This window comes from Bosea sp. BIWAKO-01 (assembly GCF_001748145.1).
In the GTDB taxonomy this organism is placed as follows: domain Bacteria; phylum Pseudomonadota; class Alphaproteobacteria; order Rhizobiales; family Beijerinckiaceae; genus Allobosea.
The window spans coordinates 842156-859633 of the sequence record NZ_BCQA01000001.1; the positions used below are offsets into that span (position 1 = coordinate 842156).

At 65.1% G+C, this 17478-nt stretch carries 16 protein-coding genes; 5 read left to right on the forward strand and 11 right to left on the reverse strand.

All coding sequences use genetic code 11. The annotated features are described in order from the left end of the window. The first annotated feature begins 119 nt into the window (after window positions 1–119). Window positions 120–2246: a S9 family peptidase gene (locus BIWAKO_RS03860; RefSeq protein ID WP_069877414.1), complete on the forward strand. Its 2127-nt coding sequence runs from the start codon at window positions 120–122 to the stop codon at window positions 2244–2246. On the opposite strand, the gene BIWAKO_RS03865 is transcribed toward BIWAKO_RS03860, so the two are convergent. Then, a complete protein-coding gene (locus BIWAKO_RS03865) occupies window positions 2247–3647 on the reverse strand; it encodes a hypothetical protein (protein WP_141739971.1) in 1401 nt (466 codons plus the stop codon). A gap of 326 nt (window positions 3648–3973) precedes the next feature. Here BIWAKO_RS03865 and BIWAKO_RS03870 point away from each other — a divergent pair, with 326 nt between their 5' ends. Beyond that, window positions 3974–4573, forward strand: a complete 600-nt coding sequence (locus BIWAKO_RS03870; protein WP_069877416.1) for a superoxide dismutase — start codon at window positions 3974–3976, stop codon at window positions 4571–4573. Window positions 4574–4645: 72 nt separating this feature from the next. Here BIWAKO_RS03870 and BIWAKO_RS03875 read toward each other — a convergent pair whose 3' ends face one another. Both BIWAKO_RS03875 and BIWAKO_RS03880 read right to left on the reverse strand, forming a co-directional pair. Next, on the reverse strand, window positions 4646–6307 hold the full coding sequence (locus tag BIWAKO_RS03875; RefSeq protein ID WP_069877417.1) for a methyl-accepting chemotaxis protein: 1662 nt from the start codon (window positions 6305–6307) through the stop codon (window positions 4646–4648). A gap of 169 nt (window positions 6308–6476) precedes the next feature. After that, entirely contained in the window at window positions 6477–7307 is an 831-nt protein-coding gene (locus BIWAKO_RS03880; RefSeq protein ID WP_069877418.1) for a ChbG/HpnK family deacetylase, read from the reverse strand. A gap of 163 nt (window positions 7308–7470) precedes the next feature. Here BIWAKO_RS03880 and BIWAKO_RS03885 point away from each other — a divergent pair, with 163 nt between their 5' ends. Together BIWAKO_RS03885 and murJ are read left to right on the forward strand one after the other, a co-directional pair. Next, entirely contained in the window at window positions 7471–8505 is a 1035-nt protein-coding gene (locus tag BIWAKO_RS03885; RefSeq protein WP_244523350.1) for a glycosyltransferase family 2 protein, read from the forward strand. 156 nt (window positions 8506–8661) lie between these two features. Further along, window positions 8662–10188: a murein biosynthesis integral membrane protein MurJ gene (gene murJ, locus BIWAKO_RS03890; RefSeq protein WP_069877420.1), complete on the forward strand. Its 1527-nt coding sequence runs from the start codon at window positions 8662–8664 to the stop codon at window positions 10186–10188. A gap of 12 nt (window positions 10189–10200) precedes the next feature. Here murJ and BIWAKO_RS03895 read toward each other — a convergent pair whose 3' ends face one another. The 4 genes from BIWAKO_RS03895 to BIWAKO_RS03910 all read right to left on the reverse strand — a co-directional run bounded on the left by BIWAKO_RS03895 (window position 10201) and on the right by BIWAKO_RS03910 (window position 13214). Then, entirely contained in the window at window positions 10201–11181 is a 981-nt protein-coding gene (locus BIWAKO_RS03895) for an NAD(P)H-dependent flavin oxidoreductase (RefSeq protein ID WP_244523351.1), read from the reverse strand. Between the two features lie 5 nt (window positions 11182–11186). Next, a complete protein-coding gene (locus BIWAKO_RS03900; RefSeq protein WP_069877421.1) occupies window positions 11187–12053 on the reverse strand; it encodes a branched-chain amino acid aminotransferase in 867 nt (288 codons plus the stop codon). Between the two features lie 125 nt (window positions 12054–12178). Beyond that, a complete protein-coding gene (locus BIWAKO_RS03905) occupies window positions 12179–12496 on the reverse strand; it encodes an AzlD family protein (RefSeq protein WP_069877422.1) in 318 nt (105 codons plus the stop codon). Next, window positions 12483–13214, reverse strand: coding sequence for an AzlC family ABC transporter permease (locus BIWAKO_RS03910; RefSeq protein WP_069877423.1), 732 nt, complete (start codon window positions 13212–13214; stop codon window positions 12483–12485). Before BIWAKO_RS03910 ends, BIWAKO_RS03905 begins: the two co-directional genes overlap by 14 nt. A 131-nt stretch (window positions 13215–13345) precedes the next feature. On the opposite strand from BIWAKO_RS03910, the gene BIWAKO_RS03915 reads away from it, so the two are divergent. Then, the gene (locus tag BIWAKO_RS03915) at window positions 13346–13954 is read left to right on the forward strand and encodes a 4'-phosphopantetheinyl transferase family protein (RefSeq protein WP_069877424.1); all 609 of its coding nucleotides are present in this window, start codon (window positions 13346–13348) and stop codon (window positions 13952–13954) included. A gap of 8 nt (window positions 13955–13962) precedes the next feature. Here BIWAKO_RS03915 and BIWAKO_RS03920 read toward each other — a convergent pair whose 3' ends face one another. The 4 genes from BIWAKO_RS03920 to BIWAKO_RS03935 all read right to left on the reverse strand — a co-directional run bounded on the left by BIWAKO_RS03920 (window position 13963) and on the right by BIWAKO_RS03935 (window position 17372). Further along, window positions 13963–14703: a TerC family protein gene (locus tag BIWAKO_RS03920; protein WP_069877425.1), complete on the reverse strand. Its 741-nt coding sequence runs from the start codon at window positions 14701–14703 to the stop codon at window positions 13963–13965. A gap of 18 nt (window positions 14704–14721) precedes the next feature. Further along, window positions 14722–15426 carry a TerC family protein gene (locus BIWAKO_RS03925; protein WP_069877426.1) on the reverse strand — a complete coding sequence of 235 codons (705 nt, stop codon included), beginning with the start codon at window positions 15424–15426 and terminating at the stop codon, window positions 14722–14724. Between the two features lie 72 nt (window positions 15427–15498). After that, complete coding sequence (locus tag BIWAKO_RS03930) at window positions 15499–16578, reverse strand: tartrate dehydrogenase (protein ID WP_069877427.1); 1080 nt, start codon at window positions 16576–16578, stop codon at window positions 15499–15501. Further along, window positions 16575–17372: an alpha/beta fold hydrolase gene (locus BIWAKO_RS03935; RefSeq protein WP_244523352.1), complete on the reverse strand. Its 798-nt coding sequence runs from the start codon at window positions 17370–17372 to the stop codon at window positions 16575–16577. The genes BIWAKO_RS03930 and BIWAKO_RS03935 overlap by 4 nt, the downstream gene beginning before the upstream one ends. Window positions 17373–17478: the final 106 nt, after the last annotated feature.

Here is a 17478-nt window from a genome sequence, read left to right on the forward strand (position 1 = left end):
CCTCTCCAGATTTGAACTCCGAACCTTCGTGAACATCGCAACAAACGACGTTGACTACGCAACGATAGCCACATCGCCTTCAATCCTTAACGCCATCTTAAGATAGTGCGAGCCCTGCCGTGACCAAACGCCTCCCCTTGCCTCCCCATGCCGAGAAGCGGCCGGAAACCCGCACCGTTCACGGAGTTGCGCTGAGCGACGCCTATGGCTGGCTCAGGGCCGAGAACTGGAAGGATGTTCTCCGGGACCCCGGCAAACTGCCGGCAGATATTCGCGCCTATCTTGAAGCTGAGAACACCTATTGCGCAGCATTGATGGCACCGACGCGTGCTCTGCAGCGCGATCTCGTCAAGGAAATGCGCGGCCGGATCAAGGAAGACGATGCAGCCGTCCCACAGCCGGACGGCGCCTTCCTCTACTATTCGCGCTATCGGCGCGGCGGCGAACATCCGCTCATCTGCCGCAAGCCACGCATCAGGCCCGAAAAGGGCGAAGCACGCGAGCAGCTCCTGCTCGATGCCGACGCCCTGGCGAAGGGGAAGGACTTCTTCGAGCTCGGCGATGCGGCCCACAGCCCGGATCACAGCTTGCTTGCCTGGAGTGCTGACGAGGCAGGCTCGGAACTCCACGACATCAAAGTCCGCGACCTTGCCACCGGGGCGGATCTGGACGACCGGATCACCGACACCACCGGCGACATCGTCTGGGCGCCCGATTCACGCTCCTTCGCGTATGTTCGTCTCGACGCCGATCACCGCCCGTCGCAGGTCTTCCGCCATCGACTTGGCACCGGGATGGACGAGGACGAGCTCCTGCATGACGAGCAGGATGCAGGCATGTTCGTCGATATCGACGAGACCCAGTCCGGCCGCTTCCTGCTGATCTCGATCAGCGATCATGAAACCTCGGAGACCCGTTTCGTCGATCTTGCCGCACCGCAGGCTGAGCCGGTCCTGATCGCGCCGCGCGAGACGGGCCGCCAGTACAGCGTCGAGCATCACGGCGACGACTTCCTGATCCTGACCAACGCCGATGCCGAGGACTTCAAGATCGTCTCGGCTCCGCTCGAATCCCCGTCGCCGGAAAACTGGCGGGACCTGATACCGCACCGATCAGGCCGTCTGATCCTCAGCCATGTCTGCCTGAAGGATCGGCTCATCCGGCTCGAACGCGAGGATGGCCTGCCGCGCATCGTCATCCGCGACCTCGCCAGCGGCGTCGAGAGCAGCATCTCATTCGACGAAGAGGCCTATGGTCTCGGCCTCGATGCCGGCTACGAATTCGAAACCGACACGCTGCGCTTCCTCTATGCCTCGATGGCGCGCCCGGCCGAAACCTACGACTACAACATGGCGACGGGAGAGCGGACGCTACTGAAGCGCCAGGAGGTTCCGTCCGGTCACGATCCGGCGGCCTATCGGGTGCGACGTGTCTTCGCGACGGCGAAGGACGGAGCCAGGGTCCCTGTCTCCCTTCTGCACAGGGCCGACCTCGCCCTCGATGGTTCAGCGCCATGTCTGCTCTATGGTTACGGCTCCTACGGCGCGGCCATGTCGGCCTCGTTCCGGACCAATCCGCTCAGCCTGGTCGATCGCGGCTTCGTCTATGCCATTGCCCATATCCGCGGCGGCACCGACAAGGGCTGGCGCTGGTATCTCGACGGCAAGCGAGAGAAGAAGACCAACACCTTTACGGACTTCATCGCGGCAGCCGAGATGCTGGCCGATACCGGCTTTACCGCACGCGGCCGCATCGTCGCGCAGGGCGGCAGCGCCGGCGGCATGCTGATGGGCGCAATCGCAAACATGGCGCCGGAGCTCTTCGCCGGCATCATCGCCGAGGTTCCCTTCGTCGATGTGCTCAACACGATCCTTGACGACACGTTGCCGCTCACCCCGCCGGAATGGCCGGAATGGGGGAACCCGATCCGGGACGTCGAGGCGTTCCACATGATCAAAAGCTATTCGCCCTATGACAATGTCCGGGCCCAGGCCTACCCGCCGCTCCTCGCGATGGGCGGGCTCACCGACCCACGCGTGACGTATTGGGAACCGGCAAAGTGGGTCGCGCAACTGCGCGCGACCATGACCGGCGGCGGGCCGGTCCTGCTGCACACCAATATGGAGGCCGGCCATGGCGGCTCGGCCGGGCGCTTCGACTCGCTGAAGGAGGTGGCGCTGGCCTATGCCTTCGCCATCCACACGATCCGCGAGGGATGGCCGGAGCAAGCAATCGCCAAGCGCTGATCAGCCGCCAAGCCTGCTCTTCTCGCTGGCGAGATAGGTCTTGAGTTCGTCCATCGAGGCGAACTTGTATTCGCCGTCGGGCGTACGAGCCTGGATGGAGCCATCGGCATACATCGTGAAATGTGTGTCGCCGACCTGATAGGCTCCGACGACGCCCTCGTCGGAGGTCGCCGGGCGGGGCGACTCGGGAACCGTTTCCGTCTCTTCGCCGGAGGTTGCCTCCTCGGCTTCATCCAGCGGCTCGCTCGCAGCCTCGGACTCCTCGAAGACCGGCTCGATCCGCGTTTCCGCTTCGGCCATGTCCGGTTCGGCCTCCGGCATGTCCGCACTCTCGACATCCGGCTCCAGCCGTGGCGTTCCGCTGGTCAGCGGCGGCCAGCGCGGGATCGTAGGCTCATCCGCCACCTGCTCGGGCTCGCCAAAGGGCGGCTCACGCCGGCCGAAGGCGGGTGCCATCCAGGCGGCGGCCTCGTCGATCTCACGATCGCGCTGATCGAACGACGTTTCCCCCACCGGCAGATCAGGCTCGGGTTCGGGCTCGAAATGGGCTCCCGGGCGCTGCGGGCCGAACGAAAGGTGCTGGCGCAAGGCGCCGAAATCATCGGCTTCCACGGGGGGCTCGACCTCGTCCGGGCGCGGCCTCTCGACCTGCGGCCACCAGGCGGGCGCTTGAGCCGAAGGCGAACGCAGCTCCTTATCATCCACCACAGCGCTCGTGTCGGCGCCCTCGCCCTCTCCGGCGGCTTCATCCCCATGCTGCGTCACGAAGGAAACGGCAATCGACGGGGTAACAATCTCGGGCGCAAGCTCGGGCAGCACCGCTTCCGCTTCGTGCGGCTCATGCGTTTCGGCCGCGGGGATATCCGCCCTGACCTCTTCGGGCTCCTCGACCGCGTCAACGGCCTCCTCACGCCGCTCAGCAGGCAGCGCCGAGGGGGGCGTAATCTCATCGAACAGATCGCTGATCACAGGCTCAGGCAAGTCCTGGGTTGCAGCGGCAGCATGCTCAGCGCCACCGCGCATTGAAGCTGCGAGCGCTCCGCCGGCGGCGACAAGCCCGGCCCCTGCTGCCACGGTGCCAAGGCCCGGAAGCGTCGACCGGGCTTCGCCGGGAATGGCCCGTACATCGCCACCCATCTCCACCGATGCCCGCGCCGCCTCAGCAGCAGAAGGCCCGGCTGAGGGCAACGTCAGCGCACCGGCAATCGCCACCCTGACGCGGCGCAGTTCCACCAGGACCCACGACAGGGCAAGCAGGATGACGCCGGCCGTGACGGCCACGCTCCCGACGATGACCTGGGTGAAGCCGCGCTCAAGCAGAAGGTAGGGCCAGCCATCGACGATGGCAGCGATGCCACCGGCACAGAACCCCAGACCCAACAGAACGAAGATCGTTATCAACGCAGTACCCTCAGTATCCACCGGAGGCAGGCGGCTTCATCGCCTCTCCGATTATCTTCTAACTTATTGAATAAGAGACTCTTTCACAATTCGCACTGAACTATGCCTGCAAATGGCCTGTTCATTGTGCCCTGTCCCCCAGGCTTCGGGCCATTTGCTCCGACGCAATATCATGGCCGACGGCGCGCCAAGCCGGTTGCCGGCCGGAAGCGGGAGGCTTAACTATCGCGTGGAATGGCGGCTGTTCCGCCGGGCTGGCAAGTCCCAAGCCGTTCATGACGAAGCCATTCTCAGCAGTGTGATTTGACAGCCTAAGGAGAGGCCAAATGACCTTTACCCTTCCCGACCTGCCCTACGCCCATGACGCGCTCCAGCCGTTCATGTCGCGGGAGACGCTGGAATATCACCACGACAAGCACCATCAAGCCTATGTCACCAACGGCAACAACGCGATCAAGGGCACCGAATTCGAGGGCAAGTCGCTCGAAGAGATCGTCAAGGGCTCCTACGGCAAGAACCCGGCTGTCTTCAACAATGCCGGCCAGCACTACAACCACCTCCATTTCTGGAAGTGGATGAAGCCCAATGGCGGCGGCAAGCTGCCGGGCGCGCTGGAGAAAGCCGTCGTCGATTCGTTCGGCTCCGTCGACAAGTTCAAGGAAGACTTCGTTGCGGCCGGCGTTGGCCAGTTCGGCTCCGGCTGGGCCTGGCTCGAGGTCAAGGGCGGCAAGCTCGCGATCAGCAAGACCCCGAATGGCGAGAGCCCGCTGGTTCATGGCGGCACGCCGATCCTTGGCGTCGATGTCTGGGAGCACTCCTACTACATCGACTATCGCAACCGCCGTCCCGACTACCTCAAGGCCTTCCTCGAGAGCCTGGTGAACTGGGACTACGTTGCCGAACTCTACGACGGCGCGAAGGCCTGACGGCAGCGCAGCCGAGACACTATGCGACGGGGCCCTTTCGGGCCCCGTTTTGCATTCCTGGCAGGGAGATGGTCAAGCCGCCACGCTGTGCAGGAACTGGTCGACCGTCGCGCGAAGTCGCAATGCCTGGGCCGCAACCTCGCCAGCGGCATCCCGAACCTGCCCCGCGGATTGTCCGGTCTCCTCGACGCTGTCCGCGAGCACGCTGAGATCGCTCGACACCGACAGCGCTGACGAGCTTGCCATCGCAACGCCGCTGGCAATCTCGCCGGTCGCGATCGCCTGCTGCTCGATCGAGGTCGCGACCGCGTTCGTGAAGTTCTCGATCGCGCCCATTCGGTTGGCGATGTTCAAAATGGCGCCGACGACCTCACCCGTCGCCCCCTGGATGGCGCCAACCTGTGTCACGATCCGATCGGTCGCATCCGCCGTCTGCGCCGCAAGACTCTTCACCTCCGACGCGACGACCGCGAAGCCACGCCCCGCGTCGCCGGCGCGCGCAGCCTCGATCGTCGCGTTGAGCGCCAGCAGGTTCGTCTGTGCGGCGATGTCCCGGATCAGGTTCACCACCTCGCCGATCGCGCGAGCCGTTTCGTCCAATGCTTGTACCGAACCCGCGGTGTCGCGCGAGGCCGAGGCGGCCTCGACGATCTCGGTGCGGACATGCCGGATCTGAAACTCGACCTCGCGGATGGCCGCGCCCATCTCTTCGGCGGCCTGTGCGGCGCTTTCGACATTGGCCGAGGCCCCGTGCGAGTTCTGGGCGGCGCGGGCCGCGCGTCCCGACGACTCTGCCGCAACACGCGCCAGACCATCCGACGCTTCGCTCATCCGTTCGGCGTTGTTCTTGAATGCCTCCAGCGCCGCACCGACCTCGCCCCGGAACAGGGCAATCGATTCGTCGACGCGGCGCTGCTGGTAGCGGCGTTCGGCCTCGGTGACGTGCTGGGCCTCCTGGAGGGCCGCACGCTCTCCCAGCCGGACCTTGAGCACGCTGAGCGCCTGCGCGATCGCGCCGATCTCGTCGCTCCGGTCCGCCGCGTCGATCGGTGTATCGAGCTTGCCGTCGGAGATGCTGACAATGGCCTGGGTCATGCTCTTCAGCGGCCGCATCGTGCGCGACAGGGAAACCCAGAGCAGCGGCCCGAGAATGAGCAGGATCAGAACGCCGATGCCGATCGTGACGAACTGCTCGAAGGAGGCCCGCGCATTGAGGCGGGTCTTGTCGAACCGGACGGCGACATAGCCGACCTGCTTCTGGTTCGGCCCAATCCGCACCGAACGAAACTGGACAAGGTAGACCTGATCCTCGAGCTGAAGAGTATCGCGCTCCTTCAAGGCGTCCCAGGGCTCGCGCCCAAGTGCCGCCGCCAATGAACGCGGGGTGAGCGAAAGCCTGCTCTCGGTCGATTCGCCGGCGCTCGCCAGGGCAACGATGTCATCGGCGACGAAGCCTGCATTGAAATCGGGATCCTGACGCAGGGATTCGAGGATGTATCCCAGTGTCGTGGTGTCACGGGACAGGATCAGCGCCGGAGCCGCATTCGTGACCATGCTGGTCAGCGCGGCGATCTTATGCTCGAGGTCGTCGCGGGTCTGGGCCTGATTATAGCGTGATGCCACGATCACGAGGATGAGGATGGCCGCCGCGACGATGGCAATCGCCGCTCCAGCGATCCTGCTGCCGAGCGAGAGCGAACCACGTGTTCGAGCCGCGCGCTTCGATGCAACCATCGCGATCGCCCCAGATCGCTTCAACCATGCCATAGCGCCGAGATCTCCGCCGGAGGCTGCAAGGGTAGGATCCGAACGGACCGGTGCTTACAAACTGAGCGATCACGGTAAATTTTCGATTGCGTAGGGTTAGCTCGCGGCAAAGTTTTTAGCCGGCACCGACCTGTGGTCAAAACAGCTCCGAGAAGCGCGCGATCCTGAAGCCCGGCGGGGGCACGAATGCGGCAAGGGCAGCGTGTTCGAGCGCGCGCGTGGCGATGACCGGATCGAGCCTCGCCAGTTCGTCGTCGATATGTCCGGGATGACACATCACAAGATGTGCCGCTCCGGGCGCGATCAGGAAATGGCGCAGATCCGCACCGAAGTCGCGTTCGGAATCGAATGGCGAAACGCCGGAGAAGCCCCGGTTGACCGGGATCCCGCGCCGCAAGGCCTGCGAGCGCAGGCCCACCGCCAGACCAGCGATCACCAGTGCCTTGCCTACCGCCACCCCGCGCTGGCGGATCGCCCGGGCCGAGTCCGCCGGATCGCGCAAATAGACCGTCCCTTCCGGGTAGCGGCGCTGGATCGCCCGCAGCACCGCTCCGCGGACGCCTGGCAGCACATGGACGTGCTGATGGCCGTCGACGAAATCCGGGGCGCGGCCCAGCGCGTCCTCGAAGGCTTCGAGCTGACGGCCGATCTCGCCCGCGATCTCAGCGCGGGCTGCGGCCGAGGTCGCCGCGGCCCGCGCGAGATCGCCGAGCCTTGGGAGCATGCCTGCCGGCGCGACCCGCTGCATCGGCCCAAGCGGGGCAGCACAGGTCAGATTGAGATGCAGCCCGAGATCAGCCCTGCCGGAAAAGCTGCCCAGTTCGGTGGCAAGGTGCTGCCAATGCGGCCGGTTTGTCATGGCGCCCGTCGCCGAGAGCTTTCCAAGCGCAAGCAATTCCAGGATCGAACGGCTTACGCCTTCGGTCATGGCAAAATCATCAGCGCAAAGAACGAAACGGATCGTCATCGATTTCGTTGTCCAGGGTTCATCCGCGATGGTGTAAGGGGCCCGTCGCAGGACTTGTGAGTACAACAGCTTTACGGTTCTGTGCCCATCGCGTCACCCGTGTCGAGCCCGGCTTCGCCGGAAAGCGGGGCCGGCCCGTCCTGGCCGGATCAAGAGGTCAGTCGTGTCGGAAACATCGCCCGCTCCCAGCCTCGCAGTGCAGCGCTCCGCGCCTGCCCGGCCGGAGCTTTCCATCGTCGTCCCCGTTCACAACGAGGCCGATAATCTGCCGCTTCTCGTCGAGCGCCTTAAATCCGTGCTGACAGGCGCGGTTTCGTCCTGGGAAATGATCTGCGTCGATGACGGCAGCCGCGACGGCTCGCTCTCCGTGCTGCGCCTGCTGAACGCCAGCGACCCGCGCATCAACGCCGTGTCGTTCAGCCGCAATTTCGGCAAGGAGATCGCCATCGCCGCCGGGCTGGACCATGCTTCGGGCGATGCGGTGGTGATCATGGACGCCGATCTGCAGCATCCGCCGGAAACCATCCTGACCTTCCTCGCCAAGTGGCGGGAAGGATATCTCAACATCTACGGCCAGCGCGCCGACCGCTCGGGCGAGAGCCGGCTGAAACGCGGCTTCGCCAAGGCCTTCTACCGGGTCTTCGCCAGTTTCGGCGAGACGGAGTTGCCGGAGGGCGCGGGCGATTTCCGCCTGCTCGACCGGCGTGTCGTGGATGCGTTGCGCGCCCTGCCGGAACGGGCACGATTTTCCAAGGGCCTCTATGCCTGGGTCGGCTTCCCCTCGACCGGCGTGACCTTCGAAGTCGCCGAACGCCAGCACGGCGTCACCAAGTTCAGCTTCCGCAAGCTGTTCAGCTTCGCCTTCGACGGGTTGTCCTCGTTTTCGACCGTGCCGCTCAAGGTCGCGACATGGACGGGCGTGATCATCGCCCTGATCTCGACCTTCAGCGCCATGTTCTTCCTGTTGCGGACACTGCTATACGGAACCGACCTGCCCGGCTTCCCGTCGCTGATCGTGTCGATCATGTTCTTCTCGGGCATCCAGCTGATTTCGCTCGGCCTAATCGGCGAGTATGTCGGACGCATCTTCGCGGAAGTGAAGCGCCGGCCGCTCTACCTGATCGGCGAGCGGGTCGGTTTCAACGCCCGCGCCGTCGATCATCCGCGCGGCGACGCATTGCCGCCATTGATCCGCTAAGAATGGTGCAGACGATTCGGCTTGTTCCGGCGCAGGCGAGCGCGTCTGGGGCAATGGCGCTCCTAGGGCAAGAGCGCCTTGGGGCAAGAGCGAGGCCTGGAGTTCGAGCATGACGCCGTCCGCACGCCGGAAACTACATCCTGGCCTCATGCGCTGATGTTCAGGAAGATCCTGTCCGTTGGCGGCTTCACGCTGCTCTCCCGCCTGAGCGGTTTCCTGCGCGACATCGCTCTTGCTGCCGTGCTCGGCGCGGGCGCGATGATGGATGCTTTTTCGGTCGCGTTGCGGCTGCCCAATCATTTCCGCGCGATCTTTGGCGAGGGCGCTTTCAACCAGGCCTATATCCCGGCTTATGCCCGCATCAGGCAGCAGACCGGAGACGCTGCGGCTGCGCTCTTCGCCAACCGCGTCTTCACGCTGAACCTGATCGTGCAGGTCGTGCTGCTCGCGCTCGCCCTGCCCTTGATGCCCGAGGTCGTGCGCCTGCTCGCGCCCGGCTTTGCCAACGATCCTCAGCGTTTCGAGCTTGCGGTCGCGCTGACGAGGATCACCTTCCCCTATCTGCTCTTCATCACGCTGGTGACACTGCTTGCCGCGAACCTGAACGCCGTCGACCGTTTTGCGGCCGCAGCGGCAGCGCCGGTCCTGCTCAACATCTGCCTGATCGCGGCACTGTTCATCGCCTTCCTGTTCCCGAGCGCAGCCTATGCCGCCGCCTGGGGGGTCGCCGTCGCGGGCCTTCTCGAGTGGCTGCTGCTGGTGCTTGCGGCCCGGCAGGCAGGTGTGTCGGCGGCGCTGACGCGCCCGCGCGTCGATGCCGATGTGAAGAGCTTTCTCAAGGCTTTCGGCCCAGCCGTCATCGGCTCTGCCGGTGTGCAGATCGCGCTCTTCGCCGACACGATCATCGCCTCCCTGCTGCCGCGCGGCGCCTATGCCTCGCTCTACTATGCCGAACGGCTCTACCAGCTGCCGATCGGCGTGATCGCAATCGGGGTGGGCACGGTGCTGCTGCCGACCATGAGCCGCCTGATTGCGGCCGGCGATATCCATGGCGCGGACAAGGCGCAGAACCGGGCCGTGGCGCTGACGCTGGTCATGGCCGCCCCCTTCGCCGCCGCCTTCCTCGCCATCCCGGAGCTGATCGTCTCGGCCCTGTTCGAACGCGGCCGTTTCGATGCAGCAGCAAGCCAGGCGGCGGGCGCAGTGCTGTTTGCCTATGCAATCGGGCTCCCGGCCATCGTGATGATCCGCTCGCAGGTCTCCGCCTTCCAGGCTCGCGGCGACACCACGACGCCAATGCTGGTTTCGCTTGCCGCCATCGCCGCCAATGTCGCACTCAAGCTGCTGCTCTGGCGCGATTTCGGCGCGCCCGGGCTTGCGCTGGCGACGGCAACCGGAGCGTGGATCAATGTCGGCGCCTTGTTTGTCCTGGCGCTGCGGCGCGGCTGGACGAAACCGGACCGGCAGCTTCCCGGGCTGATCGTCATCACCCTCGCAGGTGGCGTGATTGCCGGGCTGGTCGCCCGCGTGCTCGCGCCCGGCGTCGTGGCCGCTCTGGCGCATGTCCCGTTCGAGCCGCGTCTTCTGGCACTGACCGCGATCGGGCTGGTGGCCGCGAGCCTCTATCTCATGATCGTTGCCGGCGGGCTGAAGGCGGCAGGCCTGTTCCGGCTCCTGCGCTGACCGGCTGTTTCGTCAGGTCCTGAGCCGAGCTGCTCCGGAGCGAATGCAGGCGGCGGCTTCCGTAACCATGCGCTCGACGATCTCGGCTGCCGTCGGGATATCCGAAATCAACCCGGCGGCCTCACCGAATATCACCGCGGCGTTCTGCGGATCGCCGGCCGTGAAAGCCGCCTTGTAGGCCGGGGCCTCCGTTTCGATCGCGCCCTTGAGTTCATGATCCCGGCCAACCCATTTCGCAATGAAGGCGTTGGCGCTGACACGGATATCGAACGGTCTTGGCCAGTCGAGCTGGCGGACGATGTCGGGCAGCGAGGAGCGCACGGTCTCGTCCCCCGTCGCGGCAACGGCCGCCGCATGGTGATTGGCGTGAACCAACGCCTCGCGGCTCGCCCAGAAACGCGTGCCGACCAGAACGCCGTCCGCCCCCAACATCAGGGCCGCCGCGAGCCCACGGCCATCGGCGATGCCGCCCGCAGCCAGCAGCAAGGTATCGGGGCTTTCACGTGCAAGCAGATCGGCCACTTCCGGCACGAAAGGCAGGGTCCCGCGCGCATGACCGTGCCCACCGGCTTCGGCGCCCTGCGCGACGATAACGGCCGCGCCTGCCTGCAGCGCCTGCCGGACATGAGCAATCGACTGGCACTGGCAGATCATCGGCACGCCAGCCGCCGCGATCTCGTCCGAAAAAGGCGCGGAATCGCCAAAGGAGAGCATCAGCGCCGCAGGCTGATGCTCCAAAACCTTGCCAAGCAGATGCGGCTGCCTGGCAAGCGACCAGGTGATGAAGCCGCAGCCGGTCCGGGTATTGCCGGCCGCGGCGAATTGCTGGTCCAGCCAGGCATCGTCACCGTAACCGCCGCCGATCAGGCCCAGCCCGCCGGCGCGCGTCACAGCGGCGGCCAACGCCCCGCCCCCGGCCAGAGCCATCGGCGCGGACAGGATCGGATGATCGATCCCGAAGCGCTCGGTGAGCCGGGTGGCGAGGCGCGCCACAGTGACTAGGCGGTCTTGGAGTGCGTGAAGTCCATGTAGAGTTCGCGCGCCTTGCGGAACAGCGGCCCGGGCTGGAGCGCGGTGTTGTCGATCCGGGAAACCGGCATGACCTTCGAGTAGTTGCCGGAGATGAAGATCTCGTCGGCCTGCTCGAAATCGCTGTAGCGCAGGCTGGTCTCTTCGACCGTGATACCGTCCTGGCGCAGCAGCGAAATGACGCGCTGGCGCGTAATGCCGTTCAGGAAGGTGCCGTTCGCGACCGGGGTCTTCACAACGCCGTCCTTGGCCATGAAGATGTTGGACGTCGCCGTCTCCGCGACATTGCCGAGCATGTCGAGCACCAGCGCGTTGTCGAAACCGGCCGCCTTGGCGGCGCGCAGGACACGGGCATTGTTGGGGTAGAGGCAGCCCGCCTTCGAGTCCGTCGGCATGGTCTCGAGCGTGGGGCGGCGATAGGCGCCCTGCGTCACCGAGAAGCCGTTCGACGGCACCGGCATCGGGGCCTCGAAGAGGCAGAGGCAGAACTTGGTCGACTCAGGGTCGGCCATGATGGTCGAGAGGCCGTCTGCCTCGCCCCAATACATCGGCTTGACATAGAGCGCCGTGCCCGGGGCGAATTTCTTCGCGCCTTCATAGGTCTTGGCGATGATCTCCTCAGCCGACATCGTCGCCTTCAGTCCGAGCACATGGGCCGAGCGGTTTACGCGGGCAGCATGTTTGTCGAGATCGGGCGCCTTGTCCTCGAAGTAGCGAGCCCCGTCGAAGACGGTCGAAGCCAGCCAGCTGGCATGGGTCCGCGGGCCCATGATGCCCGGATTTCCCTCATGCCATTCACCTTCGAACCAGCTCCAGGTTTGCGAATACCAAGCCATAACCATCCTCGATTTTGTCAGTGTTATTGACCGCCACCGTCTGCCGCCCCGCCGCGCGCGTCAACATGCCGGAGGCCCTCCGGCAATGACGTCATGTGATGGAAGCAATGCAGCCGGGTGATGGATCACAAGCCGAAGGCGCGGGCGAGCGAAACGACCACCATGCCGACGACGAGCGCCAGAAGCTCGCTTCGACGCAACACCATGCTGCCGATTGCGGCCAGCAGCGCCAGGGCCGCGGCAAGCCCGAGACGCTCGACCAATGGCAGCACGGTTGCGACGACGATCGACCCCGGCAAGGCGGCCAGCCCGCGCCGGACATGCGGCGTGAGAGGGATGAAACCCATCAATACCACGCCGGAGATGCGACAGAGATAGGTGGCGATCGCCATGGCGGCGATCGCTGCCCAGGCTCCCCAGCCGGCGAGATCAGGCAGCGTCATCGAGGAAAGCTCCAGCGACCGCGCCAGAGAGCGCTCCGACGATGATGAAGGCATAGCCATCGACCAGCTTGGCCGTAACGAGCGCCACGATGCCCGCAACCAGCCAGGGCCGCGCCGCCCTCCGGCCACGCCAAAGCGGCACGATCATCGCGGCAAAGAAGATCGGCATCACGAGATCGATGCCATAGCGTCGCGGATCACTCACCAAAGAGCCGAGCAGATATCCCGGCACGGTGGCAAGAACCCAGACAACCCAGAGCAGGAGCCCGCCGCCGATCAGCACGCCGAGATCGCGCCCACCCTCGGCGTGATAGCGCGTTCCGACCAGCCAGTTCGCATCGGTGAAGAAGAACAGATGCAAGGCGTTGAGGGCCCGCGGAAAACGCGAGAACCAGGGCTGAAGCGATGCACCTTGGAGCACCATCCGCGCATTCACCGTCGCGGTGACGGCTGCAAGGCCGGCAATCGCCCCCCAGGTCCATTCCGGCCGCCAGAGTTCCATCGCCACGAGCTGCGCGACCCCGGCATAGACGATCGCGCTCATCATCACGGTTTCCAGCAGGCTCAGGCCTTTCGCCGCAGCGGCAGCGCCGAAGGCAACCGCGAAAACGATGATGCCCGGGAGCACCACGGAAATCTTGCGGACTCCCAGGATCATGCCCCGCCAGGTCACGGGCGCGCGCGCTTCCTTTGGGAGTGGGTCGGGTGACGACGTCATGCTTCTTCCAAGGACCAACCACGCCCCGCGTCAACGGGCACAAGCAGCGCCGCTGCATGAATTCCATGCAGGGCGGTGCAACGCAGATCAACAGAGGCGACGGAACGCTCCGAGCCCGCTAGCATTCCGCGATGCTCTGGCTGACCTCGATCGATGCAAAGGCCTCCACACTCCCCGCCGTCTGGCTGATCCCGACCAGCGAGCGCCCGGCCAATCTGATGGAACGCGCACGGCTCAGACGTAGCGTGGCTGGGCTCGTGCTGGACCACCAGCTCGGCCAGCCCGCCGCCACCATTGAGATCGGCCATGACGAGCGGGGCCGGCCCCTGCTCGCGCGCCCCGCCGGCCAAGGCCTGCATCTTTCTCTCGCGACACGCGCAGGTATTGTTGCCGTGGGCCTTGCCGAGCGGCCGATCGGCGTCGATGTCGAGCGGGTGGAACAGGGAACAGAGCCGCCGCTGGCCGTGCTGCACCCCACCGAAAGGGACATTCTGCTTGCCCTGCCTGCGGCTGAAAGACCGCTCGCTTTCGCGCAGCTCTGGAGCGCGAAGGAGGCCTATGTGAAGGCACTGGGCACGGGCTTCGCACACGCGCCCGAACGCTTCTGCGTGAGATTCCTGGCGGAAGGATTCTTCACGGTCGAGGACGCTGGCGTTCGCTCCATCGGTCTCGGAGCGGCCCGCCTCATGAAAAACGGCGACCAGGAAGACCTGGCCGCCGCAATTGTCGTTGTTGCCTGAAGGGCGGCTTAGCCCGGCTGGTTTACCGGCTTGCGCTTCAGGACGTAGCCGATGGCGCAGACGAGCGCCGCGCCGAGAGCCGCGCTGACATAATGGGGCAGGTTCGCAGGCCCGACGCCGAGCGGGTTGACGTCCGTCGAGACCGCCTTGACCCAGGTCGGCATATTCACCTGCAGCCATTGCAGCACGGCGATATCACCGAGAATCATCTCTGCTGCGATCCAGCCGAGCAGCGCCGCGCCAATCCAGATCAGGATCGGGAAACGCTCGATGATCGAGGTCAGGAGCTGGGCACCCATGATGATCAGCGGGATCGAGAGCAGCAAGCCGAAGATGAAGAGCTCAGGGTGGCCCTTGGCGGCGCCGGCGATCGCGATGACATTGTCGAGGCTCATCACGGCGTCGGCAATGGCGATGGTGCGCACCGCCTTCCAGAGATTGTCCGCTGCCTTGATGTCGGCATGCGCTTCCTCTTCACCCTTGGCGAGCTTGACCGCGATCCAGAACAGCAAGAGGCCGCCGATGACCTTCAGATAGGGCACGGCCAGCAGATAGGTGACCACCAGGGCGAAGGCGATGCGCAGGCCGACCGCCGCACCCGCGCCGAGCCAGATGCCGACCTTGCGCTGGTTCTCCGGAAGGGAGCGGACGGCAAGCGCGATCACCACCGCGTTGTCGCCGGACAGGAGCAGATCGATCCAGATGATCTGCAGCAGCGAGATCCAGAATTGGCTCGACGAAAAATCCATTTTGCGGTCAGTCCTCTATCAAGTTGCCGGGTCGGGCCGGCGTGATTTCAGCCAATAGCCAAGGCCGAGAACCAGCAGCGCTCCAAGGATCGCCGCCGGATATTCAAGCTGGTGCATCATTGCTGCACCGAAGTTCGATGCGAACCAGGGGTCGCTATCGAGCATCTCGCCCGCGACCCAGCCGAGCAGCCCGGCCCCCGCCCACACCAGGAGCGGGAACTGGGCCAGCAGGCGGGTGATCAGAGAAGCGCCGACGACGATCAGCGGGATCGAGATCACCAGCCCCGCGACCAGGAGCGGGATCGAATCCTTGGCGACGGCAGCGATCGCCAGGACATTGTCGAGGCTCATGACGATATCGGCGATCGCAACCGTCTGAACGGCCTTCCAGAGCTTGCTGCTGGCGGCGATGGCGTCCTCGTCACCCTCGCCATCCTCCAGAACCAGCTTCACGGCGATCCAGAACAGCAGCACAGCGCCGGCGATGCGCAGGAAAGGCGCGCTCAGCAGCGAGGCGACAACGACCGTGAACACGACCCGCAGCAGCACGGCGACAATGGCACCAAGCGCAATGCCCCTGGTGCGTTGCGCCGGTGCCAGCGCCCGACAGGCGAGCGCGATCACAACCGCGTTGTCGCCCGACAGCACGATGTTCAGCACGATGATTTCGAAGAGCTTGCCCCAGAGGAGGGGATCGGCCAGCGAAGCAGCGGTGAAATCCATGGATGAAGCAGCCTCTCGCGGAATATGATCGCTTTCTAGCCAATACCTTGGCTGGAGTCGCGCCCTTCTTGCTCAGCCCAGCGCTTGCTCAACCGCTCTGCCCGCGGCCTCGGTGCTCAAGGTTCCGCCGAGATCGCGCGTGCGCGTCCGGGCGTCTCCAAGGGCACGCTCGATCGCTGCCTCGATGGCCTTTGCGGCCTCGCGCTCGCCGAGATGGTCGAGCATCATCGCGCCTGACCAGATCTGGCCGACGGGATTGGCGATGCCCTGGCCGGCAATGTCAGGCGCCGAGCCGTGAACGGGTTCGAACAGCGAAGGGAATTCACGGGTCGGGTTGATGTTCCCCGACGGCGCGATGCCGATCGTGCCGGTGCAGGCCGGCCCGAGATCGGACAGGATGTCACCGAACAGGTTGGAGGCGACCACGACGTCGAAACGGTCGGGATTCAGCACGAAATGCGCGGTGAGGATGTCGATATGGTACTGGTCGACCGCGATGTCGGGATAGTTCTTGGCCATCTCCTTCACCCGCTCGTCCCAGTAGGGCATGGTGATCGAGATGCCGTTCGACTTGGTGGCCGAAGTCAGCTTCTTGCGCGGGCGGCGCTGGGCGAGCTCGAAGGCGTATTTCAGCACGCGGTCGACGCCGACGCGGCTCATCACGGTCTCCTGCAGCACGATCTCGCGCTCGGTGCCGGCATACATGCGCCCACCGACAGAGGAGTACTCGCCCTCGGTGTTCTCGCGCACGACAAAGAAATCGATATCGCCCGGCTTGCGGTTGGCCAGCGGGCCAGGCACGCCGGGCATCAGCCGCACGGGGCGGAGGTTCACGTATTGGTCGAATTCACGCCGGAACAGCAGCAGCGAGCCCCAGAGCGAGATGTGGTCCGGCACCTGCGCCGGCATGCCGACAGCACCGAAATAGATCGCGTCATGCCCGCCGATCTGGTCCTTCCAGTCGTCGGGGAGCATCTTGCCGTGCTTGGCGTAGTAGTCGCAGGAGGAGAAATCGAAGCTGTCGCAGCGCAGCTCGAAGCCGAACTTCTTCGACGCCGCTTCAAGCACCCGCAGACCTTCGGGCATGACCTCCTTGCCGATGCCGTCGCCGGCGATCACTGCGATGCGGTAGACGCGATTGGTTCCGGTCATGTGTCTTCTCCGAAGAAAGCCGTGAATTCGGCAGCGACGAGATCGGGGATCTCCTCCGCCAAATAATGGCCACCGGGCAAGGGCCGGCCTTGGACATTCTGTGCACGCTGGCGCCAGAGCGCCAAGGGATCGAAGCAGCGCCCGATCACGCCCTGCTCGCCCCAGAGCGCCAGCAGGGGCTGCTCAAGCTTGCGGCCACCATCCTCGTCGTCATGACGCAGGTCGATGGTCGCGGCCGCGCGATAATCCTCGCAGCTCGCGTGAACCGTCGCCGGATCGGCGAAGCAGCGCAGATAGTGTTCAAGCGCCTCAGGCGCGAAAGGGGTCAGCCCGGCGGAACCCGAGCCGCATTTTTTCAGCCAATAGGCTTTGGAATCAGCGCCGATCATGCGTTCGGGAAAGGGCGCGGGCTGGATCAGGAAGAACCAGTGCCAATAGGCACGCGCAAAGGCGTCCGTGGTATTGGCATACATCTCGCGCGTCGGCGCGATGTCGAGCGTGGCGAGCCTCGTCACATGGCCTGCGTGGTCGAGCGCCATGCGATGGGCCACGCGCGCGCCGCGATCATGCGCGCCAACGGCAAACCGATCATGCCCAAGCGCAGTCATGACCTCGACCATGTCCTGCGCCATCGCACGCTTGGAATAGGCAAGATGAGCGGCGTCGGAGACAGGCTTCTCGCTGTCGCCATAGCCACGCAGATCTGCGCACACCAGGGTAAAACGCCGCTTCAGCCGATCGGCGACCTTGTGCCAGAGCGCATGCGTCTGCGGATAACCGTGCAGCAGCAGCAAGGCCGGCCCCTCCCCGCCTGTCCGCACGCGAATTCGCGCGCCCGACGTCTGAACGTCGAGCAGGCGAAAGCCAGGGAAAAGGCTGTCCGCAACGGGACATTCGGAG